This window comes from Litoribrevibacter albus, from assembly GCF_030159995.1.
GTDB classification, from domain to species: Bacteria; Pseudomonadota; Gammaproteobacteria; order Pseudomonadales; family Litoribrevibacteraceae; genus Litoribrevibacter; species Litoribrevibacter albus.
The window spans coordinates 234,160-260,141 of record NZ_BSNM01000027.1 but is presented as its reverse complement, the minus strand read 5'-3'; the positions used below and the strand labels follow the sequence as shown (position 1 = coordinate 260,141).

The 25,982-nt window shown below is 46.1% G+C and carries 22 protein-coding genes and 3 tRNA genes; 9 read left to right on the top strand and 16 right to left on the bottom strand.

Going from position 1 to position 25,982, the window contains the following annotated elements; genetic code table 11:
• Positions 1-310 precede the first annotated feature (310 nt).
• From QQL66_RS20915 to dksA, 5 genes are all read right to left on the bottom strand, one after another.
• The gene (locus QQL66_RS20915) at positions 311-1,687 is read right to left on the bottom strand and encodes a sigma-54-dependent transcriptional regulator (RefSeq protein ID WP_284384187.1); all 1,377 of its coding nucleotides are present in this window, start codon (positions 1,685-1,687) and stop codon (positions 311-313) included.
• 41 nt (positions 1,688-1,728) lie between these two features.
• The gene (locus tag QQL66_RS20910; protein WP_284384186.1) at positions 1,729-4,713 is read right to left on the bottom strand and encodes a sensor histidine kinase; all 2,985 of its coding nucleotides are present in this window, start codon (positions 4,711-4,713) and stop codon (positions 1,729-1,731) included.
• The gene (locus tag QQL66_RS20905; RefSeq protein ID WP_284384184.1) at positions 4,703-4,879 is read right to left on the bottom strand and encodes a hypothetical protein; all 177 of its coding nucleotides are present in this window, start codon (positions 4,877-4,879) and stop codon (positions 4,703-4,705) included. Before QQL66_RS20905 ends, QQL66_RS20910 begins: the two co-directional genes overlap by 11 nt.
• A 165-nt stretch (positions 4,880-5,044) precedes the next feature.
• Positions 5,045-5,932 carry a tRNA glutamyl-Q(34) synthetase GluQRS gene (gene gluQRS, locus QQL66_RS20900; RefSeq protein ID WP_284384182.1) on the bottom strand — a complete coding sequence of 296 codons (888 nt, stop codon included), beginning with the start codon at positions 5,930-5,932 and terminating at the stop codon, positions 5,045-5,047.
• A 74-nt stretch (positions 5,933-6,006) separates the two neighbouring features.
• Positions 6,007-6,438 carry an RNA polymerase-binding protein DksA gene (dksA, locus tag QQL66_RS20895; protein ID WP_284384181.1) on the bottom strand — a complete coding sequence of 144 codons (432 nt, stop codon included), beginning with the start codon at positions 6,436-6,438 and terminating at the stop codon, positions 6,007-6,009.
• Between the two features lie 195 nt (positions 6,439-6,633).
• Between dksA and sfsA the strand changes: the two genes are divergently transcribed.
• Positions 6,634-7,332: a DNA/RNA nuclease SfsA gene (gene sfsA / locus QQL66_RS20890; RefSeq protein WP_284384179.1), complete on the top strand. Its 699-nt coding sequence runs from the start codon at positions 6,634-6,636 to the stop codon at positions 7,330-7,332.
• 32 nt (positions 7,333-7,364) lie between these two features.
• On the opposite strand, the gene QQL66_RS20885 is transcribed toward sfsA, so the two are convergent.
• Positions 7,365-7,688, bottom strand: a complete 324-nt coding sequence (locus tag QQL66_RS20885) for a Rieske (2Fe-2S) protein (protein ID WP_284384177.1) — start codon at positions 7,686-7,688, stop codon at positions 7,365-7,367.
• A 77-nt stretch (positions 7,689-7,765) separates the two neighbouring features.
• On the opposite strand from QQL66_RS20885, the gene QQL66_RS20880 reads away from it, so the two are divergent.
• Positions 7,766-8,155, top strand: a complete 390-nt coding sequence (locus QQL66_RS20880; protein ID WP_284384175.1) for a DUF4124 domain-containing protein — start codon at positions 7,766-7,768, stop codon at positions 8,153-8,155.
• A 36-nt stretch (positions 8,156-8,191) separates the two neighbouring features.
• Here QQL66_RS20880 and QQL66_RS20875 read toward each other — a convergent pair whose 3' ends face one another.
• Together QQL66_RS20875 and QQL66_RS20870 are read right to left on the bottom strand one after the other, a co-directional pair.
• Positions 8,192-10,999 carry an ImpA family metalloprotease gene (locus tag QQL66_RS20875; protein WP_284384172.1) on the bottom strand — a complete coding sequence of 936 codons (2,808 nt, stop codon included), beginning with the start codon at positions 10,997-10,999 and terminating at the stop codon, positions 8,192-8,194.
• Positions 11,000-11,375: 376 nt separating this feature from the next.
• Positions 11,376-12,167, bottom strand: a complete 792-nt coding sequence (locus tag QQL66_RS20870) for a cyclic nucleotide-binding domain-containing protein (RefSeq protein WP_284384170.1) — start codon at positions 12,165-12,167, stop codon at positions 11,376-11,378.
• Between the two features lie 237 nt (positions 12,168-12,404).
• Here QQL66_RS20870 and QQL66_RS20865 point away from each other — a divergent pair, with 237 nt between their 5' ends.
• The 3 genes from QQL66_RS20865 (at position 12,405) to tfpB (ending at position 15,600) form a co-directional block, all read left to right on the top strand.
• Entirely contained in the window at positions 12,405-12,803 is a 399-nt protein-coding gene (locus tag QQL66_RS20865; RefSeq protein WP_284384168.1) for a response regulator transcription factor, read from the top strand.
• A gap of 35 nt (positions 12,804-12,838) precedes the next feature.
• Entirely contained in the window at positions 12,839-13,744 is a 906-nt protein-coding gene (locus QQL66_RS20860) for a CYTH domain-containing protein (RefSeq protein ID WP_284384167.1), read from the top strand.
• A gap of 89 nt (positions 13,745-13,833) precedes the next feature.
• Complete coding sequence (tfpB, locus tag QQL66_RS20855; protein ID WP_284384166.1) at positions 13,834-15,600, top strand: type IV pilus assembly ATPase TfpB; 1,767 nt, start codon at positions 13,834-13,836, stop codon at positions 15,598-15,600.
• Between the two features lie 92 nt (positions 15,601-15,692).
• On the opposite strand, the gene QQL66_RS20850 is transcribed toward tfpB, so the two are convergent.
• Complete coding sequence (locus tag QQL66_RS20850) at positions 15,693-16,193, bottom strand: hypothetical protein (RefSeq protein WP_284384165.1); 501 nt, start codon at positions 16,191-16,193, stop codon at positions 15,693-15,695.
• A gap of 370 nt (positions 16,194-16,563) precedes the next feature.
• On the opposite strand from QQL66_RS20850, the gene QQL66_RS20845 reads away from it, so the two are divergent.
• Entirely contained in the window at positions 16,564-17,541 is a 978-nt protein-coding gene (locus QQL66_RS20845) for an ion transporter (protein ID WP_284384163.1), read from the top strand.
• A 111-nt stretch (positions 17,542-17,652) separates the two neighbouring features.
• On the opposite strand, the gene QQL66_RS20840 is transcribed toward QQL66_RS20845, so the two are convergent.
• Positions 17,653-18,636 carry an SDR family oxidoreductase gene (locus QQL66_RS20840; RefSeq protein WP_284384162.1) on the bottom strand — a complete coding sequence of 328 codons (984 nt, stop codon included), beginning with the start codon at positions 18,634-18,636 and terminating at the stop codon, positions 17,653-17,655.
• 2 nt (positions 18,637-18,638) lie between these two features.
• Complete coding sequence (locus tag QQL66_RS20835; protein ID WP_284384160.1) at positions 18,639-19,469, bottom strand: lysophospholipid acyltransferase family protein; 831 nt, start codon at positions 19,467-19,469, stop codon at positions 18,639-18,641.
• A 329-nt stretch (positions 19,470-19,798) separates the two neighbouring features.
• Between QQL66_RS20835 and QQL66_RS20830 the strand changes: the two genes are divergently transcribed.
• A complete protein-coding gene (locus QQL66_RS20830; protein ID WP_284384158.1) occupies positions 19,799-21,346 on the top strand; it encodes a WS/DGAT/MGAT family O-acyltransferase in 1,548 nt (515 codons plus the stop codon).
• A gap of 54 nt (positions 21,347-21,400) precedes the next feature.
• Here QQL66_RS20830 and QQL66_RS20825 read toward each other — a convergent pair whose 3' ends face one another.
• Both QQL66_RS20825 and QQL66_RS20820 read right to left on the bottom strand, forming a co-directional pair.
• Positions 21,401-21,946 (bottom strand): acyl-CoA-binding protein, encoded by a 546-nt coding sequence (locus QQL66_RS20825; protein ID WP_284384157.1) that lies wholly within the window; start codon positions 21,944-21,946, stop codon positions 21,401-21,403.
• A 143-nt stretch (positions 21,947-22,089) separates the two neighbouring features.
• Positions 22,090-22,989, bottom strand: a complete 900-nt coding sequence (locus QQL66_RS20820) for a hypothetical protein (RefSeq protein WP_284384155.1) — start codon at positions 22,987-22,989, stop codon at positions 22,090-22,092.
• A 295-nt stretch (positions 22,990-23,284) separates the two neighbouring features.
• Here QQL66_RS20820 and QQL66_RS20815 point away from each other — a divergent pair, with 295 nt between their 5' ends.
• Entirely contained in the window at positions 23,285-24,454 is a 1,170-nt protein-coding gene (locus QQL66_RS20815; RefSeq protein WP_284384154.1) for a hypothetical protein, read from the top strand.
• A 189-nt stretch (positions 24,455-24,643) separates the two neighbouring features.
• Here QQL66_RS20815 and QQL66_RS20810 read toward each other — a convergent pair.
• Together QQL66_RS20810 and QQL66_RS20805 are read right to left on the bottom strand one after the other, a co-directional pair.
• Positions 24,644-24,718, bottom strand: a tRNA-Gln gene (locus QQL66_RS20810).
• Between the two features lie 4 nt (positions 24,719-24,722).
• Positions 24,723-24,807: transfer RNA gene (locus QQL66_RS20805), tRNA-Leu, on the bottom strand.
• A gap of 141 nt (positions 24,808-24,948) precedes the next feature.
• On the opposite strand from QQL66_RS20805, the gene QQL66_RS20800 reads away from it, so the two are divergent.
• Positions 24,949-25,788 carry a M23 family metallopeptidase gene (locus QQL66_RS20800; RefSeq protein WP_284384153.1) on the top strand — a complete coding sequence of 280 codons (840 nt, stop codon included), beginning with the start codon at positions 24,949-24,951 and terminating at the stop codon, positions 25,786-25,788.
• A gap of 41 nt (positions 25,789-25,829) precedes the next feature.
• On the opposite strand, the gene QQL66_RS20795 is transcribed toward QQL66_RS20800, so the two are convergent.
• Positions 25,830-25,905 (bottom strand) — tRNA-Thr (locus tag QQL66_RS20795).
• Positions 25,906-25,982: the final 77 nt, after the last annotated feature.

The following is a 25,982-nucleotide window of genomic DNA, read 5'->3' as shown; positions in this document are numbered from 1 at the left end:
TTATATTTTTGCTTCATACTTTCTTGCCCCGTTTTTTATTTTTATTGTTGGGGCGTCTTTTCACCTGTTTTTATTTTTATTGTTGGTGATGGAAAGTACTGTATACGTTACAGATCTAATGCCAGTTTTTAAAAATCCATTAAAAACAGGTAGTTATGATTATTGTTCTGAAATTTGGGAGACTGTGTTTACATGGTGTGTTACGAAAACTTACTTTTGAGTGTTAAGTAAGGTAACAAATGGGGGGGTCTGAGGGTAACACAATAAAAAAGGACTCCTGGGAGCCCTTTCTGTATTTATGCTAAGTCGCTTAGGACTTTTTACGACGAGGGATACCCAATCGTTGTCGACGCTCCCAAAGGCTTTTACGGCTGATGCCCAAGGCTTTGGCTAATTCGGTTTCGCTCATTCGATCCTGATTTTCCAAGACGAATTTTTGGAAATAATCTTCAAGCGATAAGCCTTCCTGAGAGTTGTCAGGGCTATCGGGTTGCTCCGCCACTGCAGAGGTAGATTGTGGTGTTTCAGGCGCTGGAGAATCCAAATCGAGCGACAAAATCTCTGCTGTAATCAGATCGTCTTCGCACATGATTACAGAACGCTCAATGGCATTTTGCAGTTCACGCACATTACCAGGCCAGCTGTATTGCTGAATGGCTTCCATGGCATCGTCTGATAACAGAACTTCCTCGCAGCCCACTTTTTCACAGTGAAGTTTGAGTAACTCTTTCGCAAGCTCAAGAACATCACCTTCACGCTCTCTTAGTGGAGGCAGTTTCAATGAGACAACGTTCAAGCGGTAGTACAAATCTTCACGGAATTGTCCTTCACTCACCATGCGTTTTAAATCACGGTGGGTTGCGGCAATAAGACGAACATCCACTTTCTTTGATTGAACGGAACCCACGCGACGGATCTCGCCTTCTTGAAGAACACGTAATAATCGCGCTTGGGCTTCAAGTGGCAGTTCACCGATTTCATCCAGGAACAGCGTTCCGCCATCGGCGGCTTCAACCAAGCCGTTACGTGCAGCAGTTGCACCAGTGAACGCGCCTTTCTCATGACCAAACAGTTCGGATTCGATCAGGGTTTCCGGAATGGCCGCACAGTTAACCGAAATCATCGGGGATGTAGCGCGCTTACTGTGTTCGTGAATAGAACGAGCTGCCAGTTCTTTACCTGTACCTGATTCACCCAGAATCAGCACGGTGGTATCGGTTGGAGATACTTTTTGCAGACGTTTAAAAAAGGTCTGCATTGCCGTACAGGTGCCAATGATTTGAGTCGGCGATTTATTTGTCGATGCTTGAGGTGCGGCACCCGGTTTTTGAGAAACATGAGGGCGATTAAGAATGTCCGCAACGGACTTCAACATTTCCTCATGATCAAAAGGTTTCGCAATATAGTCGACGGCGCCCATCTTCATCGAATCGACCGCTGATCGCAAACTTGCGTAGCTGGTCATGATCAGTACCGGAACACCGGGGGATTGTTTGATCAGATCGGTCCCAGGCGCGCCAGGAAGACGAAGGTCACTGATGATTAAACTGTAATCCGCTAAGTCATAGGAGTCCGTCGCTTCCTGAACGGAACCGGCATCATCTACTTGATAGCCGTTTCGTTCGAGCAGTCGCTTCAATGCCGAGCGAATAATACCTTCATCTTCTACAATCAAAATTCGTTTCATGAATTTCCCTTAAAGCCGCAAGATTTCTAACGTTGCCTTTGCTATTCAGATGCTTCAGGTCGTTCTGGATCATCGTCATTATCATTATTATGGCGTGGTATAGTAATCGCAAACCGTGATCCTTTTCCAGTCTCAGGGTACGCGGGGCTGTCTACTTGTATGTTGCCATGATGTTCTTCGATGATGCTGTAGACCATCGCAAGACCTAATCCGGTTCCCTCACCAGGTTCTTTGGTGGTGAAGAATGGATCGAAAATCTGATCGATCTTTTCTTCAGGAATTCCGTGGCCTTCATCGATTACCTCGATCACGCAAGACAGCTCGCTAGCTGTCGAGCGCACCACAACGCTGGTGCCATCCGGTGAGGCATCCCGTGCATTACCAACCAGGTTTACGAACACTTGCACCAGACGTTGGGCGTCACCAATGACTTCTAGCTCCGGATCACAATGGTTAATAAATTCGACATAGCGCTGATTCTTTTGGCTAAGCGTCAACAGGTTGATGGCTTCGTTGACGCACTGATTAATATGAACCGGACCTAGTGAACGCTGGCTTTTATGTGTACCTGCGTGAGCAAAACTGACCAGAGTTTGAACAATGTTCGATACTCGCTTGGTTTGTTCAATAATCTGCTCGGCCATGTCCTTCAATTCAGGGTTGTCGGTTTCGTACTTAATGTCTTGTGCCAGACAGTTAATCCCTGTAATCGGGTTGCCTATCTCGTGAGCAACACCTGCTGCAAAGCGACCGATGGAGGCCAAACGTTCACTGTGGATCAGCTCTTCTTCCAGCAGTTGCGTATCGGTCAGATCTTCAATCAGAATCACGATGCTACCGGTGTAGGGCGAATCAATTTGTCGATCACGGAAGATCACCGCTTTATGAAGATTGAACCAATGCGTTCGGCCACCAAATTCAACGGTTTTCTTATGATGATGAGTGGACTCATCTTCAGTAAAGGTTTGCAGAACATCGCCCCAAGGGTCCGGCACCGTACTAATGTGGGCGCCGACGATTTCGCGTTCGTCCACTTCGGTCAATTCAGAGATCGCCCGGTTCCACATCAAAATTTCACCATCACCGCCAATGGAACACACGCCCATCGGAAGGTTTTGCAATGTCATTCGGTGATAACGGCGCAGGCTGTCTAGCTCAGCGGCCAGACCAGTCATCTGTTGGTTGTAGTTTTCGATACGGCTTTCAATAAAGTGAATGTCGTCGAGCGCACCGCCCACAGGCGTTTCTTTGTAAGGGATGTTGCGATCAATGATGCTTTTGGCAAGCACGGGCCCCATTAATCCCGATAAGTTGGCTTCGAGTTGATCCCGTAAACGACGTAATGCGTATGGCCTGTCTTCATGCAGCGGCAGTTGGAGATCTTTCAGCGCCCGATCAACTTCCCGAATCGCGGTTTTGGAGCCCAAAGGTTTGGCGAGACGCTCGCGAAATTCCTCTGCACTCAGAATATCAAGCTGACGGCGTTGTGGTGTGGTCAGTGTATCTACGGCACAGGCTTGAGCCGTGGCCTGTTCGTCCTCATTGGTTTCGGTGAGCACGCTCACCAGAATGAACAAGGTGACATTAACCACAGTGGCGCCTAGCGCAATCAGATAGCCGGATTGCTGGCCAGCAAAGTTGTAAGTGAAATCATAGAAATCCAATACCGAATGGCCTGAAACCAGGGGTACCAGAATTCCGATAATCCATACCACGATGCCACCAATCAGGCCTGATAGGAATCCTTGACGATTACCGGTTGGCCAGAACAGCAATCCCATTACGCCCGGCAAAAACTGCAGTGTAGCGACGAAGGCGGCCAAGCCTAAATCGCTGAGATTTTGATCGGTGCCGATGGCGAGGTATAAGAAATAGGACGCGGTGACAATGGCAATGATTAGAATGCGGCGAATCCACAAGACATTCTTATATATGTTGATGCCTTCACGAATCGGCAGTGAAGGCAGAATCAAGTGGTTTAGACACATCGCTGATAGGGCCAGCGTCACCACAATAATCAGACCGCTTGCGGCTGCAAGCCCACCGATAAAGGTCAGTACTGTTAGCCACTCGCTGCCCTCATGAAGGCCAACGGTCAGAGTGAAGTAGCTTGGAGAGTATCTTAGCCCCAGTTTTAAGCCAGCCCAGAGAATGATCGGAATGGGAAGACTCATGATCAGCATCAAGACCGGCATGCCCCAGCTGGCGGTGTTTAATGCTCGACGATTCATATTCTCAGTGAAGGTCATGTAGAACATGTGCGGCATCACAATGGCGCTGGCAAAAAACATCAGCAGCAAGGCATGCCAGGGCCCTTCATTGAGGGTGGTGTGCATGGTGCTTAGCAAATCTTTATTCGAGGTCAGCCAGTCTTCCATGTCGTTGGGGCCATCAAACACATAAAAGATGCCATAGAAACCCACGGCTAGAATGGCGATCATCTTAATGATGGATTCAAAGGCAATGGCTACCACAAACCCTTCGTGCTGGTTTCGGGTTGAGGTATGGCGGGCACCAAAAATAACAGCAAAGACTGTCATCAACAGACAGAAGGCGATACCAATAATCTGAGCGGGTTGCTCGTTGTTGGTCATGATCAGTACGGTATCGACCACCGTTTTAATTTGTAAGACCAATAAGGGCAAAACCCCTATGGTCATAAACCCGGTGGTGAGAATGCCCGCCCATGAACTGCGGTAGCGGAAGGCAAACAAGTCGGCTAATGAACTGAGTTGGTAAGACTTGGTTAGCTTGAGAATGGGCTGCAACAGCACGGGCGCCAACATAAAGGCTCCGGCAATACCGAGGTAAAAGGCCAGGAAGCCAAAACCGTATTCGTAAGCGAGCCCGACGCTGCCATAAAATGCCCAGGAGCTGGTGTAAATGCCCAGTGACAAGACATAGGTCAGAGGATGCGAGATTAAACGTCGGGGAAACCACCCCTTATCGGTAATGAACGCGATACCAAACAGGAAGAACAAATAACCGATGGCAATCAGACTGATGGAGGTGAGGTCAAAAGTCATCGTCACCTCGCTGTCGGCTCAGCCAGAAAGAAAGAATGATTACAAAAAACCAGATGATGTAAGGGCGATACCAAGAGCCACCAGGCTCTAACCACCAGTTCATAATGATGGGAGAGAATACATAAATCCCTAAAACCATCAGAAACAACAATCGATAGACGTACATTCGAGGTTATCCAACCCATTTTTATTTTTAAAATGAAGCGAATGCCAAGCCTATCATCGGCTTAGCAATAAATCCTTAGCGACATTGTAATGAAAGTCGCTCCGAATATCGTGGTAGAAACTCAAATCCAGACAAAAAATTTGATTGGGTGGCGTGAATCGGGTTTTAAGCGCTTTCCTGAATGCTTTCAGATTTGATGCAATCAGGGAGTTTCTGCTTCCACTGTTTGCAGCCGAATTCAAGAAACTCGGTTAAATTATCAGTTTCTGGAGTTTCTAAGCCGAGATAACGATAGACCTGTTGAAGATTGCTCAGTGCTAGCTGGTTATCAATGGCCGGAGCGAAGTTCTGCTTGCTTAACTTTTGACCGTTTTCGGCGACGATAACCGGGAAGTGCCCAAATACAGGGGCTTGATAGCCCAGTGCTTGATACAGCAATAGCTGTTTAGGCGTGGAATCCAACAGGTCGTATCCACGGATGACATGGCTGATGTTTTGTTCGTGATCGTCAACCACGACCGCCAGTTGATAGGCGAAGAGTTGATCCCGCCTTTTTACCACAAAGTGGCCATCGATGCCCTGTTGAAGCCCTTGGTATAGATCCTGATAGTCATAATTGCCAGGTTTTGCCCGCAACGCATAGGGTGCATTAGGGTTTAGCGGCTGAATGCACTTTTCTGGATGAGGTAAGACATTAGGCAGTTGTGCGTTAAACTGAGAGCGTTGTTCGTTAAATTGACTCAGTTGTTTACGAGAACATTGGCACGGATAAATGGCTTCTTGTGCGAGTAATTGGTCGATAGCTGCCTGATAGGCGTCATGGCGTTGGCTTTGATACCACACCTCTTGATCCCAATACAGGTGATGAGCTTCCAATGTTCTGAGGATGCTATCGCTTGCGCCCGGTTGTTCTCTGGGGGGATCGATGTCTTCAATACGAACTAACCATTGACCTTGGTGTGCTTTGGCATCAAAAAAACTAATGACCGCAGCCAATAAGGAACCCATGTGTAACGGGCCGGTAGGTGAGGGGGCAAAGCGTCCGATGTACATACAGTGGAGTACAGGCTAGAAAACAAAGCAGGAGGTCATGATATGACCGCCTGCTATGTCTGAGGATGAAGGGATTAAAGACCGGTAGTCTTTTCTTTCAGCTCAGCGAGGGTCTTACAGTCGATACATAGCGTCGCGGTTGGGCGAGCCTCTAGGCGGCGAATACCGATTTCAATGCCGCATGCATCGCAGAAGCCGTAATCGTCTTTTTCAATCAGCTCGAGAGTTTTCTCAATCTTCTTGATTAGCTTACGCTCACGATCACGAGTGCGAAGTTCAAGACTGAATTCTTCTTCCTGAGTCGCCCGATCACTTGGGTCAGCGTAATTTTCTGCCTCATTTTGCATGTGATGCACAGTGCGATCTACTTCTTCCATTAACTGCTGTTTCCAGTTGTTAAGGATTTGAGTGAAGTGCTCACGCTGAGCTTCATTCATGTACTCTTCACCCTCTTTAATCTCATAAGGAGTGAAGGTTGATAGCAGCTTTTCTTGGTTCTCTGGCATATAGGTGCCTCTTTAACTACCCATCCTGACATATATAGTGTTATCTGGCCTGGGAATAGTCCTTCCCCGTCCAAGCTGGGAGACATTACCAGATAAATTTCTTTTATGCCATACTCTTCGCGCTTTGAACGAAACCAAGTCATTAACGCTTGATTAATATGGCTTAAAAGCAGGCTAATAGGTAAGTATAGCTCAATGAAATATTCTAGTAAGTTAGAGTCAGGACGTTGGATAAAACGTTATAAACGGTTCTTTTTGGATTTAGAAACAAACGATGGCGTATTGACCATTCATTGCCCTAATACCGGCTCGATGAAAAATTGTGGTTCGGAAGGGGATATCGTGTGGTATTCACTCTCTGATAACCCTAAGAGAAAGTTGCCCGGAACCTCTGAAATTGTTGAGTTATCAAACGGTCATAAGATCGGCATTAACACCCATTTGGCTAACAAGCTGATTAAAGAAGCGCTCGAAAATAACGTGATCACCGAGCTGTCGGAGTTTTCATCCTGGAAATCCGAAGTAAAGATCGGTAACAGCCGCATTGATCTTCGGGGCGAGAATGAAGCTGGTGAGTATTGTTATGTGGAAGTCAAAAGCATGACTTTACTTGAAGAGCATGGCTTAGGCTGCTTCCCTGATTCCGTTACTGAACGAGGTCAAAAACACCTTAAAGAACTTACCGAATTAGTGCAGTCGGGCGTCCAGGCGGCCTTGATCTTTTGTGTGCAACATACCGGAATAGAAAGAGCTGCACCTGCTGATCACATCGATCCTGAGTATGGGCGATTATTGAGAGACGCTGTAAAAGCAGGTGTAAAGGTCCTTGCTTACCAAGTCGCGTTTACCGAGGACAGCGCAGACGTCGTTAAGGGCTTACCTGTGGTTCTTTGAGTCCACTCGGTTGAATGACAGTCAATAAAATCTTATTGCTCATCCAAATAAATGCCATCCTCTTCGATGTGGATGGCAATTCTTTGTAGCGTTTGGCCATTACATGGGCCACTAATACACAAACCACTTTCAATACTGAACAAGGCACCGTGCATAGCACATTGGATTAACGTATCCGTGCTGTCCAAAAACTGATCCGGTTGCCACTCCAGATTGACCCCCAGATGCGGGCAATAGTTTTTGTAGCCATACACATGGTCCGACTTTTTCACCAGAAACACCGATGTGTCATCGTCCAATTCAAAGCCTTTACTTTGATTGTTTTCAAGATCTGAGAGCTTACAAAGGTATTTCATACTAATTGCGAATAGATGTCGAAAGAAGGACGGAAGTATAACAAAAGAGAAAGCTCAAGATAAAAGGACTTGTTGCAATGAAACATTATCTGGGATGGATACTGTGCTTTTGGTTATTTATGCCTGTCTCGTTATCCGCTGAAATCTTTACCTGGAAAGATGACAGGGGAACCACTCACTTCACCAATTTACCTTACAGCGTTCACCCGGGGGCTCAGGTCGTCACGTTCGGCGTGATGAACTACATGCTTGCGGTGGATGTTGATACGGTCGACTGGAACCTTCAATCCAAGAAAACCAATCCTAAAGCATCGTTTCTGGACGAAGTGAAACAATGCAACCAATGGCGGATTGAATTGGTCAATCTCAAAGACAAGTTAAAGAAAGGTTATACCCTGAAAGAAGCTAAGCGTTTGAAGGCTAAGAAGCTCGCTTTGAAGGATCAAATCTGGCGGGAGTGTCGGTAGAAGCCCTGAGACAAAACAGGGCTTCTGTCGACCTAGCTACAAAGGCCAAGTACTCGTTCCATCAATAGCCACCGCCGGTTTATCAAACCCTTTACAGAACTCAGTACCTTCCGATGCGTAGAAGGTTTTGTTCATTGCGGGTAAGCCAAGTGCGGTCACTTGTTGTTGCGCTTTGGTGCTTGGCGGGAAGCCCCACATCGTTAGGTAGCTGTCCATCGCCAGTCCTGTAACTTTGCTGAGCGCAATGTTCAGCCAATCATTTTTATTGATCGAGTTGGCTTCGGCCAAGCTGTAGGTAGAGAAACCCAGCGCAGTTTTATTGGCATCCCAGGTAGTTTCATCGCTTAGTGCTGAACCGAACTCTCTTTCTACTATGTGTAGTCTTGGTAGCAGCATCCAGCCGTCTTGTAGAACGCCTTGGGCTTGTGAGGCCATCATCATTTGAATGTAGATCGCCGCGCCGTGCGACCAGTCAGTAAAGCCTTGATCGATCATGTATTGAGTCGGATCGGCTTGTGATTGCGCGGCTTGTAACGCATCGAACAATTCTTTGAAAGGTAACGACTGGCAGTTAGGTTCGTTCCCTGTGTCTTGATAATAATGGGACTTTGAATGATAGGAGTACGGATTGGTACTGGCGTGCGTTGGCCAGCCTTCAAAGCGGAAACGAGAACGTTCCAGCCCATGCCCTAACTCATGAATGTCACCATGACCGATTGGCGAGAAATCCCAGCCAGCATCATACGGGTTGCCCGAGCAGCCCCAGCCACAGGTGGGTTGATCGGCATTCATGTGTTTCACAATGTCGATATTGGTTACCGTAAAGCCATTATCATTGGCAAAGTCATGAATCTCTGGGATGACATCAATGCCAGGGCCTTGGAAGCCTGCCAATACATGAGGCAGGTTCGAGACATAGCGTTCGGTGGCGAGAGCAACGTCCGCAGCGGTGCCTCCCCAGTTATTCATTGAGTTCACCATTTTCGAGGTACGAGAGTGCACTTCAAATCCGGCTGTGGATAACTCTGCCCAGTCGAAGTCATTAGCACTTAATTGTTGCTCAAAGCTTTGGTTGTCTTCGCTGCCGTTCCAGAAGGGGTGAAGACCAATGCGTTCGAAGCGGAACTCGACCGTGTGACCATTTTCTCCGAACTCCAGCTGTATTGGGCCGCCGTATGGTGAAGTGATAGCGAGGGTTTCTCCTGGCTGGATTTCAATATGGGTACTCTGTAGATATTTCGGGCGATTGTAGGCTTGGTTTTCGCCAAACCAGTGAGTAGAGCCGGAGCGAATACTGTTTACAAACACCTTGGTGGTGACGTCGCTGCTGTCTAGGCGGGTCACTTGAACGGTTTGACCTGGCATTGCATAGACACCCGCTGCACGGAAGTAGCGTTTGGTGGTCATGCTGATGGTTTTATTCGTTGGTGTAATGTGGCTGAAATCGGTACGGCTAAAGTTGCCTAAATCCGTTGGGACAGGGTTAACCGATCGGATGTTATAGACCGACATGTCGGCATACATCGCATGAATGAAATCGCTGGTGCTGGTTTCGCCTCGTGTCATTGGGTACTGAATGGATTGACGATAATGATCCCCAAGCAGTGCCAGCAGTTTTTCCAGTTGGTAACGATCGCTGTTGGCGAAGATATTCGTTTTGTTTTGATCCAATTTGGACATCATGCTTCTGACTTCATTGGCACCGTCGAGGACATCGGCTTGCAGATTTGGCATCGCAGAGCAATCATCATCAACGCACTGACTCCAGTCGAAAGTCGCTGTAAGTTGGGCCGAGCTTTGCGATAAGGTTTGCAGTAGCGTTTCTATTTCGCTGATGTGTTCAGGGGTCTCCTCAAGATAAGCACCCATGTTCTGTGCGCTGAGGTAATACTTATCCCAGTAGTTGTCTCCGACAAACTCCACATTAAAGTGGTTAAGGATTGCGGTGCCCAGCGTTTCCATGTGGCCATCGGTATGTAGATAGAGAACGGCTGTGCCTTGAGCCTGGGCTTGTACAATAGCATTGGTGATCACGCTGGTGGATAAGCCGTCTAACTTCTCTTGAGAGATGATCAATAGATCCGGTTGCTCCTGAACACAACTCAACAGTGCGTTGCCGTTACAGCTGTCAGCCACATTGTATTCCACCTGACCAGGGTAATAGGTGTCCAGCCAGTTGCGGGTGGCGCTTTGATCGGGGAAATAATAACCATCACTCATGTGAGCGATACGTACTTTCAATGGCGTTTCATTAAAATTTTCTCTGCCGGTCAGCCATTCAATGCTGTTTTTTAGCCACTGATGCATAGCGTCATTGATGTCGAATCCGCGTTGCCAGGTCCGCATTGGATTGCTGCCTAATACCATGTAACGGCTGGTGATCGAATCCTCTGCTTCTTGGCCGATGATGCCAAAGGCTTCGGAACCAGCGGTGCTGTTTTGGCTGGCATTGCTGATCAGTAAAGTGTCATTAACGCCGAAGGTTGCCTTTAGCTGTGCCGCATCGTGAGTGACATCCCAGGTGAGGTTAGTCAGGCTTGAGCCATCCTGTTTTGCTGAACCGTCTGTGTTCAACTGAAGCAGTTGACGTTTGATGCTGGAATACTGTGTCCGATAGTCATCGATGGTATCTAATGCTGCATTAACCAGTGTGATTGATTGGCTGACTTCTCTTGCGTCCCCTGTTCTTAGGGCCTTTTCCACTTCCGTTTCTTCCGCCGGAGTGACTGAATTATTGTTTTCCGTGGATGAAGAGGAAACGTTATCACTACCACCACCGGAGCCGCCCCCGCATGCCTGAAGTAGAAAACAAACGCATGAAACGAAGAATACACGTGCCAACATACTGCTATCTCATTGATTGTTATTGTAATCGGGGGATCATACGACATCGTGTAGTAGCAGCGGGAATGCCTTTTTGTATTCTTTCGAGTCCAATTGTAACGGTTTTGCGCGATATGACTGGGTTCACAGAAAGGTGTTGGTGTGATTTGCTGGTGAATCCAAAGAAATGGATGATGCTGAAAAAAAGCGCCCCTTCCAATGGAAGGGGCAAACCGTGATTAGCTTGATGAGGAGATAGAAACCAATGAGTGTGTTCGTTGATTTCTGTCTCTAATAATAATCATTCTCATCTTTGTGTCAACTAAATAACAATGATTCTCATTAAAATTTATTGGAAAGTTGTTCGGGTTTCCATAAATGACTTATTCACAGGCGTTTAGGCCGTGATCATCTCGTTCATGGATTTAATTTTTCTGGCCATACTTTCAATGAGGCTGACGCAAGTTTTCGGGTGGTATTGAATCAGGTTCACAAACTGGTCTTTCGGAACGGCCAATACGTGGCATTCTTCGGAGGCCACTACGCTGGCACTTCGAGGGGAGTTGGTAAAGGCCGCCATCGCACCAAAAATTTCTTCGCTGTAGATATCCCCGACCTTTTTCGACTTCACCATGACATCCGCATGACCGGAGAGCATGGTATAGACTTCAGCGGACTCGTCTCCTTCCTTGATGATCAGGTCGCCTGCTTTAAAGGTGAGGAAGCCTGTTTGGGGAATCGAGTGGATTTGTGCCAAACGGGAATAGGCATCTTTGAAGAAGGTCGAGAGGATTAACAGGTATTGTGCCCAGTGAGGTTTGTTGGATACATGATCGGCAAAGATTTCTTTGTTGATTGCGATAACGGTAACCGGGTCCGGGCTGGAGAGTTTTGGTGACGGGATATCCAGCGTGTTCTGAAGGCCGACTAGATCTCCCTCTTCATAATAAAACACCACGCGATCATTGCTTTCTACCTGAATGGTGCCGGATTGAAGGTAAAAAAGTGTGTTGGTATCGCAGTCCTGATACAGGTCTTCAATCTGGTTTAATTCTCTCGGAGGTAAATCATTAATTAACCCTGATACCAAATACTTGCTTAGCTCTTTGAGTCGAGCCGCCATGCGTTCTATGTGGTCTGGATGTTCACCAAGTAATAGCATTAGGTGTGTCGCCTTATCACGGAGCATTTATTCTTCGTTGAATCGTGTTTAGAGTATAGTCAAATGTGTGACTTTGCCTTCAAGTAAATAAATGTTACCCCGAGGCCTGTGTCTCATTTTAAGTATCTGACTCAGCAGTATTATTATTGAAATAATTTAGTGTTTTTTGGGTGGCTTATCAATTATCTATACCCTTATCTGTTATCTATACTAGAGTGGAAGGTACTGGCTTTCGATTAACTTAGGCTCAAGCAGGAGCGCCCAATGCCCTTTAGTCGTGTTTCTTTCAATGGAAAATCTCAATCTCCTTATCATGGAAAAACCGTTTTAGTAGTAGATGACAGTGACATCTCTCGCCTGATGTTGAAGGCGATGATTGAGGCCATCTGTGGTAGCCTTGTCGTTCATGAGGCCAGGGATGGAGATGAAGCCATCAAGATGGTTGAGAAGTTTAAGCCGGATTTGATTACGCTCGATGAAGAAATGCCCAATAAGAACGGGTTGGATACAGTACCTGAGTTACAGAAGATCAATCCAGGCGGTCGAATTGTCCTGATCACGGCCCATAAAGAAGAAAACGTAAAAGCAAAAGTTAAAGAACTGGCCATTGAGTATGTTGCTAAGCCAATTACCGAAGCAAAGGTGATTAATCTATTAAGCTAACTCCTTGGCTTCATACTAAGGATGTCGTTGATTTAATGTCTCAAGAGTTAGAGTTAAAACTGGAATTGAGTGAAGATGCTGTTGCTCAGTTCTTGAATCTTAGTTGGTTTCATTCAAATCCTGCCAATGTTCGTCAGCCAGATAAAACTCTGGAAAATATCTATTTTGATACACCGGACCTGCAGCTTTTAAAGACTAAGGCGGCGTTGCGTATTCGGAGATCAGGCAGTCAGTATTTACAGACCTTAAAAACCAAAGGTAAGTCCGTCGGCGGTCTGCATCAACGCGGTGAGTGGGAATTCAAAATCGCCGATACCGATGCTGATGGTGATGGTGAGGTTGAGCCACGACTGCAGCCGGAGTTATTTCCATCGGATGTTTGGCCTGCGGAATTGAATGTCGATCAGTTGATGCCCGTCTTTGAAACTAATTTCACGCGATCCGGTTGGTTGTGGACATCATCGAAAGGTTCTCGAATAGAGGTGGTGTTGGATCAAGGGCAGGTAATTGTCGGAGAGCAAACCACGCAGCTTTCTGAGCTTGAGCTGGAGTTGCTGGAAGGCAGCCCCGAGTGTGTCTTTGATCTTGCCGAGGCACTAAGTAAACAGGTGCCTATGTTGGTGTCTGATGTGACCAAGGCTCAACGTGGTTTTGAACTTTTTCAGCCTGGCGTGTGGCAAACCAGTCGAATTACGTTGGAAGATGCTAGGGAACCGGCAAGTCGATTGGAATGGGCGATTCAAGGCGTTATGAATCCGTCTGAATTGAATGATCCGAAGTGCCTTGCATCCGTGCTGGAAACCTTGGTTGACGATGGTTTGTTGAATGAAATGGACGTCAGACCTTGGTTATTATTTGGTGATGTCAGTACACTGAATCCGCTCTTGAGAGGACAATGGTTATTACGTTTGGCACGGTATGCCTGGCGCCATTCTTCGTGACATTGCAGTGACATTACAAGCCAGAGATGCGGAAATCGATCCGGTAGATAAAAGAAAAACGGCAAACAAAACAGCAAAAAGGACATGGTGTGGATATTAATAAACTCTTAGGCCGAAAACTCACATTACGTGATTTGGTGGATATCCTGAAGTCGCAGAATCGACTTTCAGCGGAAGACGCTGCTGAATTGTTTTCGAATGTGGATTCGTCTAAGAATCATAGCCCGATCGAACAATTGGCTGCGCTACGTCTCGCTGATAAGCAAAATTCTGAGCGGACGTTGGATTCTGCGACCATTGCTGAGTTGTTGGCTCGGGTTTCCGGGCAACATCATTTCCACATCGACCCGTTGAAGGTGGATGTGGCGTCCATTACCTCTGTGATGTCCTATGAGTTTGCTCAGCAGCACCAGATTCTGGCTTTGGAGGTGACGCCTACCGAAGTGATCATCGGCTCCAGTGAACCCTTCATTGATGATTGGGAAAGCGGTTTGCGGCACGTTTTGAGAAAAGAAATTAAACGTGCGGTCGTTAGCCCGGAAGATATTCGTCGTTATACGGTCGAGTTCTATAATCTGGCTCGCTCAGTGAACAGTGCTGCCACTGATCGTAAGGGCCAGACGGAAAGCAAAGTTACCAACATGGAGCAGTTGTTGGAGCTTGGTCGTAAAGGTAGTCACGACGCCAATGATAAGCACATTGTGAATATTGTGGATTGGTTGCTGCAGTACGCCTTTGATCAGCGGGCCAGTGATATTCACCTGGAACCCCGTCGAGATCAGGGGGTGCTCCGTTTCCGTATTGATGGTGTGTTGCACGCGGTTTATCAGTTCCCGGTGCAGGTGGCGATGGCCGTATTAAGCCGGATCAAGATCTTGGGACGGATGAACGTGGCAGAAAAACGTAAGCCTCAGGACGGTCGTCTCAAAACCAAAAGTCTGGAAGGTAATGAGGTGGAGTTACGTTTATCCACAATGCCAACCGCCTTTGGTGAAAAGCTGGTAATGCGGGTATTTGACCCGGATGTGTTGCTGAAACCCTTCAGTGAGCTGGGGTTGATTCAGGACGATTTTAAACGCTGGAATCAGATGACGTCTGAGAACAGTGGTATTGTGTTTGTGACCGGGCCGACGGGTTCCGGTAAAACGACGACGCTTTATTCTACCTTGAAAGCGCTGGCTACCCCGGAAGTAAATGTGTGTACCATTGAAGATCCGATTGAAATGGTTGAGCCGGCATTTAACCAGATGCAGGTGCAGCATAACATCGATCTGACCTTTGCCAGCGGTGTGCGTTCTTTGCTTCGTCAGGACCCGGACATCATCATGGTGGGGGAGATTCGAGATCTGGAAACTGCTGAGATTGCTATTGAGGCAGCGTTGACCGGTCACTTGGTGCTTTCAACGTTACACACCAACGATGCTCCGACGGCGGTAACTCGTTTGCAGGAGCTGGGTATTCCTCCGTATCTGATCAAAGCTACTGTGTTGGGTGTGATGGCCCAGCGTCTGGTGCGTCGATTGTGTCCACACTGTAAAACTTCACAACCCTTGGATGAAGGCGCTTGGGAACGTTTGACGAGACCTTGGCGTGCGGGTGTGCCGACCGAGACCTATGGGCCAGTAGGATGTTTGGAATGTCGGGATACGGGCTATTTGGGGCGTGAAGGGATCTACGAGGTGATGCCAATGAGTGAATCGCTCAAAGAGTTTGTTCACGAACAAACGGACTTATCCCAGCTGCGGGCTCAAGCCTACAAGGAGGGGATGCGTTCCTTGAGAATCAGTGGTGCCCAAAAAGTAGCGCGTGGTATTACCACCATTGAAGAAGTCATGCGAGTGGCCCCACTGAACTAATCGGGGCCATTCGTTTAGTTTGGCTTGTTTGTTTAGATGTGCTTGGTTCTGGCTTTCAGTATATGGCTGAGTAAAGGCGCTCTTAAAAGGACTTAGTAAAGCAGCTCGAATTCCACATAGGCAAAGCCATCAAACCACGGGAAGAGCAAGAACTCGGCACCGAAGTGTTCGTTACCCACGTACATCATCGGGGCGATGGCGGGAAATATTTTGGATTCGTCGTCTTTGTAGGAAGTCCGCTTTTTGGTGATCATGCCTGCTATTTTGGGCACCACCTTTAGGTGTTCAAACTGGTAGGCTTTACCCCAGGTTCTTCGCACTGCCCAGGCGGACTCATCGTAAGAGTCGGTGAATACAGTGGCGGCCCAGTCTATTTCGGTGTTGTCTTCTTCGTAGAATCGAACCAGACCACCCACCGTGTTGTGGGTTTCATTAAAGTCTTTCTCGTTGCCTGCCTTGTCTTTAGGTTCTTCACTCCAGTGATAAGAGAAACCACCTAAAATCACACCGTATTGTTTGTCTGTTTCTTCATTGGCGAAGGTAATCAAAGGCAAAAAAAGTAGGATGTAAAAGGCGGACGTCAGCTTTTTCATTGAAACTCCGTAGTAATTATTCTTAAAGCCACTCTATAATTTATTCTTTGGAACTGTTTAGAGCAGTGCTAACTCTAAGGGCACGATTAGCGTTAAGCAAGAACGGAATACCTGCAGGCGGCTTTCATCATGCGTACTCCTTTGGTTATGATGAGCAAGTAAGAATGTCTGTGTCCAGGTCGGAGCCTTGTTTCTGGTATTGAGATATCTGGATGTTTTTATCCGCGTTGATGTCTTATTCGCACTGATAGTTTATCGGTGTGGATTGTTCAATGTACTCGTTGAATCACGTAGGTGGTTCAATCAATTCAGAATGGTTAATGTCGTTTCCGGCATTGATGAACATTGGAAGTTGATTTGATTCGTTTGTATGGCCTTACCAAATTCTCCCTTTGAACGGCGATCTCGCTGGTATCGGTATCTCAATGAGCCGAGTCTTGAAAATAAGGTGTCAGTCGCGATTTCTGTATTTATCGCTACCGTCATCGTTTTGAATATCATTGAAGTGATCATCGGTTCGATTCCTCAATACGGTTTACAAATGAAGGAATGGTATTGGGTGTCGAGCCAGGTTTTGGTGGTGTTTTTTGCCATTGAGTACGGGATGCGTATTTGGGTGGCGGCGGAAATGCCCCATGAAAATAAGATGCGAACCGAATGGCAGCGGCGGCGAGACTATATCTTTTCGTCGATGGGGCTGGTGGATCTATTTGCATTCCTGCCTTTTGCTCTGATTTTTGTTCTGCCCAGCTCTGAATTTTCTGACTTACGAATCTTGAAGTTGTTTGCGATGGCGCGCTTGCTCAAGTTAACGCGCTACTCGACCTCATTAACAATCCTGCTGCGTGTGTATCAAGAGAATAAACGCATTCTATTGGCGGCATTGTTCGTGATTTTGTCGCTGACGTTTGTGGCCGCAGCGGGTGTGTATATCTTTGAGCATAAAGCCCAGCCAGTTGCTTTTGGCAGTATTCCCGCCGCGATGTGGTGGGCGTTAGTGACCTTAACCACCGTCGGTTATGGTGATGTGACTCCGATTACTTTAGGTGGCAAGATCTTTGGCTCGTTAGTGATTGTGTGTGGGGTGGGGGTTGCTGCAATGCCTGCCGGTATTTTCGCCTCTTCGTTTGTTCAGTTGATTAAAGAACAAGAGCGGCAGCGGCGCAGAGAGCGGCGTGAAAAGAAGTATCAGGCGGTTGCTGATCGAGCAAAGGCGGGTGTGACGGAGTATCCACAGTTGCATTTGGAGTTATCCAGTTCTGAGCAAATTGAGGTGGACTACTTGATGAAAGAGTTTGATTTAACTCTGGATCAGGCGGTGGGTGTGGTGATTCATTTCAGGCATTAATCGGTCTAACAAAAAGCACCAGCTAACGCTTTAAGCATTCACGAATCATTTAGATATTAAAAAGGCTCCATTCAGGAGCCTCTTTCATTGCTGTAGTGTGAGTGATGAAGGTTATTTCACTTCTCGATAATACGAGAAGATCTCTTCCAAACTGCGCCCTGGCTTCCACTTAAAACTCTCTCTGAATAGAGAGCCGTCAATGATTACCGGGTATTTGAAATAATTCACCAAATACTCAGGGAAGGAGCGGGTGTTCATGAATTTCGCAACAAATTTAGGTAGCGATGGTGGAATCGACAGTATCGGTAAGCGATTACATCCACATTCCACCAAAGCATCCTGATACGAAACCCAGTCATCGGGGGCGACGTTATATATACCTGGCCGATTCTGACTGAATGCCGTGGCAATGGCTTCTGCCATGTCTTCCACGTGAATGAACTGCATCAATGGTGAGAAACCAAACAGAATCGGTGCGTACTTTTGAGAAAGTAGCATCGAGATGGTGTTTCTTACGCCAGGCCCAACAATGTTGCATGGACGCAGAATTGTGATGTGCAAATCCGGGTGTTTCCACTTGTAAATGGTGGATAAGTTTTCAAGCTCAACGGAGTCGACCAGATCCTGGGTTAATTCTGAAGCTTTCAGTGGGAAGGTCTCGTCCAGCAGTGCCGGATTATAGGCGTCCGCACCGTATACGTGGTGAGTAGATAGCACTAATACCTGATGTACGTTGTATTTAAGGCACAGGTTGAAGAGTTTCTGTGTGCCAAGTACGTTCATGTTGTAGCGACGGGTACGGTTTGCTTCGTGCAGACCCATTCGGCCCAGATGCAGTACGCCATCAAACTCATAGGTTCTGAAAATATCTTCGAAGCCACGTTTGTTGAAATCCACTTTGTAACTTGGAATGTCTTCACCAAGTTCTACGCGTCTACGGAAATCTACAGCAACGATTCGGTATTCGCGCTTCAGAATGGAAATCACATGTTGAGCAAGTGCGCCGCCAGCTCCTGTGATCAGGATTTGCTTGGTTTGATCAATGGAGGCGCTGCTTTTTGGTACGTCTAATTCTTTCTTGCTTTTGGTTGTCATGGTTAGAAGATCCGTTTTCTTTCCGCCAAACCTTTGTTAATCAAACCGCGAATAGCGGATTTGACTTGCTCTACTTGCTTGGTTACTTCTTGTTCTGTGATTTCTCGACCGGTTTCATTCTGGTCATGATTGAAATGCATTGGCTTGCCGAAGTTTAGATGAACTTTCGCCGGGAAAATAAACGGCAAGGCAATTGGAACATAAGGAACATGAAGAAGCTTGGCGAGGGGCTTAACATTGGCGATGGCCGGAATGGTTTCTTCACAGCCGACAACACCCACAGGAATAATCGGGGCGTTATACTTCATTGCTAAGTGCATGAAACCGTTACCAAAACGCTGTAATTGATAGCGCTTGTTGTAGAGCTTTCCTGACCCTCTAATCCCTTCCGGGAAGACAATCACGGCTTCGCCTCGTTCTAGCATCTTAGCGCAATTAAGAGGATCGCCAATGACTGCACCAACGGAGTTAAGTAGGTTTCCAAGGAAAGGAACGGTTGGAAAGAAACGCTCGATCATGGCTCTTGGAGCTCTTGGAGAGTGAGGGTTCATCTCCATCGCAATGCCGATAAGCGTACCATCCAGAGGTAACTGCCCACTGTGGTTGGCGATAATCAGGCAAGGGCCATCTTTTGGAATATTTTCTAAACCGTCGGCTTCTACTCGGAAGTAGTGATCGTAAAGCTTTTTGAAAAGAGCGACGCCAATCTTGTTAATGTCGCTGTTAAAACCCCAAGCATCGTAGCCTAAGGAACCGACTTCTTTAGGCATTTTGTCGATGTGTGACTCTAGATCCTTAGAGACCACAAGGCTCTTAATGAGTTTTCGCATCATCCTGATATACCATTACTGCGGTGATTGAGAACTGCTGGATGTCGTATGAAGGAGTAATCGCATCATTGATGAAATGGCTGTGCGACTACATTCTTCACTAGATAGAGTAATAGCTCTATTTTCCATCTCTTAAGTTACTAAGCTACTGACATTGACATAGATATTCAAGCAAATTTTTGTGAGAATGTAACAAAATGTTTCAAAGTGTTATTTCTGACACAGTTGTCTTCTTTATTCATAGATTGATAATACTTTTACAGGTGGTTGAAACAATTCTTTGATAAAATTGATTGATACTTGTGCTGTTTTTGTTTTCAGGGATGCTTTCTATGCAGCAGCTTTCTTCTCTTGACGCTTCGTTCTATTTTCTAGAAACAGAACATACACCAATGCATGTTGGTGGTTTGTACCTGTTTGATAATAGTGAAACCGGTCAGGATTTTACGTTTGCCCAGTTCAGAGAGCTGATTTTATCTCGTCTCCATATCGCGCGTTTTTTCCGTCAGCGCATCATTGAAGTACCTCTCAAACTCGATAACCCTTATTGGGTGGATGACCCTGATTTTCATGTGGATAACCATCTATTACATGTTCCTCTGGGGAAACCGTCGAATCGTAAGAAGTTGGTCAACATGGCAGCGGCGGAGTTTGCAAAGCCGTTGGAGCGTGATAAACCGCTTTGGGAAGCTATATTTGTGGATGGTTTCGATGAGGAAGAATTTGGTTCGCATCGTTTTGCCGTCATATTTAAGCTTCATCATTGTGCCATTGATAATATTTCCGGTGAGGAGATGATCAGTGCGCTTCTGGATGTTGAGCCTAATTTGTCCCGTTCCGAGATTGCGCGGGAATGGAGGCCGGAAGAACTACCAACGGAAACTGAGCTTCTTTTGAAGTCCTACAAAAAGAAAGCATCCCAAATGGCGCAGTTGGGGCAGTTGGGGCAGTTGGCGCGGGAGTTTTTATCCAATCTTACCAATACCATGTTGAAGAAGCGTTTGGTCGAGAGTTCTGGAAATCAACCTGGTTTGTTCAGTGCGCCGCATACGCCGTTTAATGGTTCGATCTCATGTCGTCGGGTATTTGGTCATAAAGCGCTAGATATGAGTCGTATTAAGGCCGTTCGTGATGCGGTAGATGGTGCTACCGTTAATGATGTGATTTTAACGATTTGTTCAGGCGCATTGCGGCATTACCTGAACTTTAAGCGAAACCTGCCGCGTAAATCCTTGATTGCGTTTTCACCGCTGTCAGTCCGTTCACGAACCATTCATGCCTCTTTTGGAAATCAGATGTCTGCTACTTTGGTGCGTCTTGGCACGCACATTGAAAATCCTGTAGAGCGACTTCTGACCATTCATAAAAGTGTTTCCAGCTCCAAGGTATATAACCACGCGATCAGTGCCGACAGTTTGACGGAGATTATTCCGACGACAACGTTGGCTTTGGCCAGCCGGTTGTATTCCGGTCTGCACTTGGCGGATCGTCATTCTCCGATCTATAACTTGTCGATCACTAACGTACCTGGGCCGCAAAGACCTTTGTATCTTGGCTCGGCGAAGTTGGAGTCGCAAAGTAATTCTGCACCTTTATTTGATGGCTTAGGATTAGTGATTGTTGCTTTAAGCTATAACGGTGTTGTCGACATTGCTGTCACCTCTACACCGGAAGTGATGCCAGATATGCAAATCATGACGGATGCCATTGGTATTGCGTTGAATGATTTGGAAGTGGCGATAGAAAAGTCGTCAGTGACATCAGTGGATTCAGATCCTACTGAAGGACGTTCGGAGTTGCCGGTGGTGTTGACGAAGAGTATCTGGGATGAGGTTCTGGAGAAGGCCAAAGGTGCGGTAGGGCTAGACAGTTCTCAATAATGATCAAAGGGGCTTAACGCCCCTTTGTTCGAAATGTCATCAATCTGGCTAGTGTCAGCTAGCTAACAGTGATTCGACTTTTTCAATGTATGCCTGCTTGGCAATGTCTCTATCCATGCCTTTCTTTCTGTTCCAGGCATCAAACTTATAACGATCTGCAACTTTGGTGATGCCAGGGCGTTTGCCTGAGATATCGCCAATGGTGGCTTGCTTATACAGGGCGTAGAGCTCGCCTAATGTCGCGTTGTCCGGTTTTGATGTCAGGGTCTTGATGTTTTCTGATGCATCTGAAAATAGTTCTTCGAGGCTAGGTTTAGCGGGCTCTTGAGGTGCAGGTACTTCGCTGGATGTTTCTTCTTGTGCTGTTGTCTGTGTTGGAGTTTCGCCGAGTGCTTGTTCTCCAATCTCAATCAATTCATTAAGCGTGTTTTTAGCGTAATCACGAGTTTTGATGGCTAAACCAATGCCTGCGTAACCAGCCAATTTTCCGACCTCTAGGACTTGTTCTGCTACTTGATCAATAGGCGCAGGAATGTCTTGGTTTAAGGTGGGTGGTAGCAGATCAGATAACTTTTGGGGGATAAGATCAAACAGTTTCATGCGATGCTCTCATTGGGTGGCAAGCGTTTAGGCTATCAATGTGCGCGTACTGATTACGTGAAATAGATAGCCATAAGCTTTTTGGAAAATAAATTGGCTGTAAGCATGCAGAAATAAATTAGAAAAGACTACCTAGTAATCCTTTACCGGTCATGTCCGTTAAATAAGTGTGAGCTACATGGTAAGTAGTTTGGGAAGTGTTCAACAAAGCTCCTTTGAAGGAATTTACATTTATAGGTGAGCGTATCTGAAACCCCTTTGAATGATTTTAATGCTTGCGTAATGATGGTTTTTGGGGTGTTTTCTCCTTCTTGCTCTGAATAGTTGAGCAAAGCAAATTCGGTGATTTTTTCCAGTAGGATATTTTGGTTGAGGTCGGACTGAAGGTGTTGAAGAAGTGCTCCTTCCCGTAATAAATGTTTTATCTGTTTTTGGCCGCATTTGCCTTCAATAATAGTGGCTCTGGCGGCTAACAGTTCGAGTGTTTTAGTGGTCCAGCCGTGAGTCTGAAATACTCGGTTGAGATCTTCTGTTAGTGATTTTTCTTTATGGAGGTCGGTGCTGGATAAGAAGTGTATCAGCATTGGAATGTGGGCTTCATTCTTTAGTACCAGTGGGATTAATATGTTGATCCCAAAAAAAGAAGAGCTATCAGACCAAAGTGGTCGATGATTTCTGTTGTACTCTGTTATGGTGTCACACAGAGTGCTGAGTGCTGTATCAAACTGATTCTGTCTGGTGAGGATATCAAAGTAGAGCAGTTCTGAAGTTACTTTCTTTTTGGTTGAGTAAGTGAGTTTGAACTGTTTTGGGATTTTAAATTCTAAGAAGTTTCCTTGATTGTCCAGCTCTCCGAAACGTAATGGTAAGATGCCTTGTGCAGATGTGTGATCTTTTACGATGGATGTGTGTTGGCTTAAAAGCTTGGCGATATGCTCGATGGTTTGAGCAATAGAGTATGGGTCGTTGAGATAAGAGATTATATTCATAGGGTAAAGAGTGAAGCCAATGAGAGTGCTGATGAAATCCAGTGGTTTATCCAATGGTTTTCTTCAATCTAGACACTGAAAATCTCTATTACCAATGAATCTGTGTTCACCTGTCGGGTTTTGATGTAAATAAGTGTAAATGTGTGGCATTTTAAGTCGAACTCTTGACTTGATATCTCTCGAACGGAGCTATAAATCTGATAGCTGTTTGGTATTTTGTGTCCTTCTTGTCTAGTTTGGTTAATGCGTGTGGCTTTAACCTGCGTGGGTGGGGTAATCGGTTTATACTAAGATTAAGGATGACTCGGGGCGGGACGAGATTGGTTTACCCTTTTCAAGAAAGTAACTAATGAAGAAACTATTTATTTCAGTATTGCTAATGCTCTTTTCAATGAGCGTTTTGTCAGAAGAAAAAGTGGTGTCTACGCGTGGTAAGGATAAATCAGCTACGGCGAATATCACCATTGAAGATCTCAAAGAACAGAAGTTTGGTGTTAAGACCAAGTTTAAGAAATCGCAGAATATCTATCGATCTCAAATTGCTAAGCACTGGCCGGAAGTGTTAACGACGGACACGACTCACTGGGTTAGCTATTCGCAGGATTGGTTGATTCGACGTCAGTTGGACTATAAAAAATCCCGTATTGAGCTTTCTATCCAACACAAAAAACTGGATGGTTTGGATGTCTCGGGGATGGGCTTGCATACTGCGTTGAGAAAGCATGCGGAAGAGCAACTGGATGAGATTCTGCGTAAGACGGTCATGGAAGCGTTTGCAGAAGATCCTTCGTTTAAGGAATTGTTTGCCAAGACAAAGCCTCGTGGTAGTAGTTTATTGATGGGGGCGCTCTTTAAAACGGCTAACCCATCTGACCGTACCATTAATAAAGTAAAAGCAAGTTTGCTTTCCAAGGCGTATGTGCGTTACCCGACGGTAGCGTCCTCTGTTCCTTCTGTGAAATTAGGTGGTTTGACTACTGATTTTATTATTCCACTTCCTCAGAGATTCAGGTCTTTGCCTGCTTGGTTGTTGAATGAATTTAAAGAAAGTGGCTTGTCTTCTAAGAGTGATCAGCAAGTGATGCAAGCCATTTCATTTGCAGCGACTCGTAACAATATGGCGGCGGCCGATGGAGAGAGATTTGGCTTGTTAGGTTTGTCTCTTGATAGTGTGATGGCTGTACAGCCTGAATTATTGCTGGATGAAGAATCTTTCACGTACTTGTTGGATCCTAAAGATAATATGGATTTGGGTGTTCGCTACTATCTGTGGTTACTTAATGAGTTTGGTGGCGTTAGGAAGGGTTCTAAGCGGCGCTTTATTGTCGCAATGGCATTTTACTTGGGTAAAGATCGCTTGATGGATGCGCTCAATGAAAATGGCATTAATGCGTTAAATAAGTATTCGATTAAGTCTTTGTATTCGGAGCTTATGGGCAGTGGTGTTTTGACTGAGAAAGAGCAGACTTACCTGGCTGATCTTGTCGACTATAGAAAGCGTCAGGTGATGGGGGCTTAAACGTCTAGGGTCTGAATGCTGATATCCAGAAAATACCAATAAAAACGTGAGAAGAAGCTGGGGTTAACCTGGCTTTTTTTATGTGCGTACTTTTAGTTTGATGATGCTTGAGTGTCGGGAGATAAATATAAGAGAAACGTTAAAACGGTGGATTGTTTTGATGTTGGAGATAAGAGAAGGAAAAAAAGATGGCAGGGGTAGCTGGATTCGAACCAACGCATGACGGGATCAAAACCCGTTGCCTTACCGCTTGGCTATACCCCTGTAATGGTGCGGAAGGAGAGACTCGAACTCTCACGCCGTGAAGCACTGGAACCTAAATCCAGCGTGTCTACCAATTTCACCACTTCCGCTCAGGTAGCTTGTTTTGGGCTGTTGCCTTAACAAGTGGCGCTCATTATACGAAGAAAAAAAACGTTGTAAACCCCTTGAATGAAAAAAATAAAAATATTTATATAGATAGCCTAAATAAAGGTTTCTAATCAGGAAAAGTCATGCGTAGGTTGTTGTGGGGAATTTCTATTGGGTTGCTGTTCGCTTTCGGTGTGCAGGCAAAAGAAAGTGCTTTGGTCGAATGGCAGGGGAGCTTCAAGCAAGGGGCTCTGTTGATTGGTCACCTTACCTCAGATGAGGTGGTTTCCATTCGCACTTCCAAAAGAACGTTGATTATTAATGGCGAACGAAGCTTTGGTCTTGGGCTGGGACGCGATTTTGGTCCAACGCTGGATTTGATCTTTAAAATGAAAGATGGGCGTGAAGTTGCTCGTCAGTATTCGGTTGAGGCGAGAGAATACAAGATTCAAAAAGTCGAAGGTGTACCGCAACGGACTGTTACACCAGATCCCGAGCATTTAAAGCGGATTCGGGCGGAAGCTGCCAAGGTTCGTAAGGCTCGTGCTAACTCTGGTGATATGTCGCATTATATGGAATCTTTTATTTGGCCTGCGAAGGGATTAATCAGTGGCGTGTATGGCAGCCAGCGCTTTTATAACGGAGAGCCACGCCGACCTCATTTTGGGTTAGATATTGCAGCGCCGGAAGGGTCTCCGGTGATTGCTCCAGCTTCGGGGGTGGTTGTCCTGGCTGAAAAGGATTTGTTTTTTTCAGGCGGTACGGTCGTAATTGATCATGGGCATGGCATTAGCTCTAGTTTTCTTCATATGAGCAAACTGGATGTAAAGGTTGGGCAATCAATCAAGCAAGGTGAGAAAGTCGGAGAAATTGGATCAACCGGCCGTGCCACAGGCGCACATTTGGATTGGCGAATGAATTGGTTTGATCAGCGAGTGGACCCACGGTTACTAATGAAAGAATCGGTTCCACCTAAAAAATAAGCATAAAAAAGCCCAGTCATTGACTGGGCTTTTTAGTATTCTGGTGCCGGCACCAAGAGTCGAACTCGGGACCTACTGATTACAAGTCAGTTGCTCTACCAACTGAGCTATGCCGGCAACGGAGCGAAATAATAGCGATGCCTTTTTTGAGAGTCAATAACTTTTTGTCATAAAACTGAATAATTTTTTCATGA

What these genes read in the sequence shown, in the direction of transcription:
- QQL66_RS20830 (WP_284384158.1), top strand. Translation starts at nt 19,799, where the DNA reads ATGCAGCAGCTTTCTTCTCTTGACGCTTCGTTCTATTTTCTAGAAACA.
- QQL66_RS20860 (WP_284384167.1), top strand. Translation starts at nt 12,839, where the DNA reads ATGTCTCAAGAGTTAGAGTTAAAACTGGAATTGAGTGAAGATGCTGTT.
- sfsA (WP_284384179.1), top strand. Translation starts at nt 6,634, where the DNA reads ATGAAATATTCTAGTAAGTTAGAGTCAGGACGTTGGATAAAACGTTAT.
- QQL66_RS20850 (WP_284384165.1), bottom strand. Translation starts at nt 16,193, where the DNA reads ATGAAAAAGCTGACGTCCGCCTTTTACATCCTACTTTTTTTGCCTTTG.
- QQL66_RS20915 (WP_284384187.1), bottom strand. Translation starts at nt 1,687, where the DNA reads ATGAAACGAATTTTGATTGTAGAAGATGAAGGTATTATTCGCTCGGCA.
- QQL66_RS20870 (WP_284384170.1), bottom strand. Translation starts at nt 12,167, where the DNA reads ATGCTCCGTGATAAGGCGACACACCTAATGCTATTACTTGGTGAACAT.
- QQL66_RS20840 (WP_284384162.1), bottom strand. Translation starts at nt 18,636, where the DNA reads ATGACAACCAAAAGCAAGAAAGAATTAGACGTACCAAAAAGCAGCGCC.
- QQL66_RS20865 (WP_284384168.1), top strand. Translation starts at nt 12,405, where the DNA reads ATGCCCTTTAGTCGTGTTTCTTTCAATGGAAAATCTCAATCTCCTTAT.
- gluQRS (WP_284384182.1), bottom strand. Translation starts at nt 5,932, where the DNA reads ATGTACATCGGACGCTTTGCCCCCTCACCTACCGGCCCGTTACACATG.
- QQL66_RS20885 (WP_284384177.1), bottom strand. Translation starts at nt 7,688, where the DNA reads ATGAAATACCTTTGTAAGCTCTCAGATCTTGAAAACAATCAAAGTAAA.
- QQL66_RS20835 (WP_284384160.1), bottom strand. Translation starts at nt 19,469, where the DNA reads ATGATGCGAAAACTCATTAAGAGCCTTGTGGTCTCTAAGGATCTAGAG.
- QQL66_RS20910 (WP_284384186.1), bottom strand. Translation starts at nt 4,713, where the DNA reads ATGACTTTTGACCTCACCTCCATCAGTCTGATTGCCATCGGTTATTTG.
- QQL66_RS20825 (WP_284384157.1), bottom strand. Translation starts at nt 21,946, where the DNA reads ATGAAACTGTTTGATCTTATCCCCCAAAAGTTATCTGATCTGCTACCA.
- QQL66_RS20800 (WP_284384153.1), top strand. Translation starts at nt 24,949, where the DNA reads ATGCGTAGGTTGTTGTGGGGAATTTCTATTGGGTTGCTGTTCGCTTTC.
- QQL66_RS20880 (WP_284384175.1), top strand. Translation starts at nt 7,766, where the DNA reads ATGAAACATTATCTGGGATGGATACTGTGCTTTTGGTTATTTATGCCT.
- QQL66_RS20875 (WP_284384172.1), bottom strand. Translation starts at nt 10,999, where the DNA reads ATGTTGGCACGTGTATTCTTCGTTTCATGCGTTTGTTTTCTACTTCAG.
- QQL66_RS20905 (WP_284384184.1), bottom strand. Translation starts at nt 4,879, where the DNA reads ATGTACGTCTATCGATTGTTGTTTCTGATGGTTTTAGGGATTTATGTA.
- QQL66_RS20815 (WP_284384154.1), top strand. Translation starts at nt 23,285, where the DNA reads ATGAAGAAACTATTTATTTCAGTATTGCTAATGCTCTTTTCAATGAGC.
- QQL66_RS20845 (WP_284384163.1), top strand. Translation starts at nt 16,564, where the DNA reads ATGGCCTTACCAAATTCTCCCTTTGAACGGCGATCTCGCTGGTATCGG.
- dksA (WP_284384181.1), bottom strand. Translation starts at nt 6,438, where the DNA reads ATGCCAGAGAACCAAGAAAAGCTGCTATCAACCTTCACTCCTTATGAG.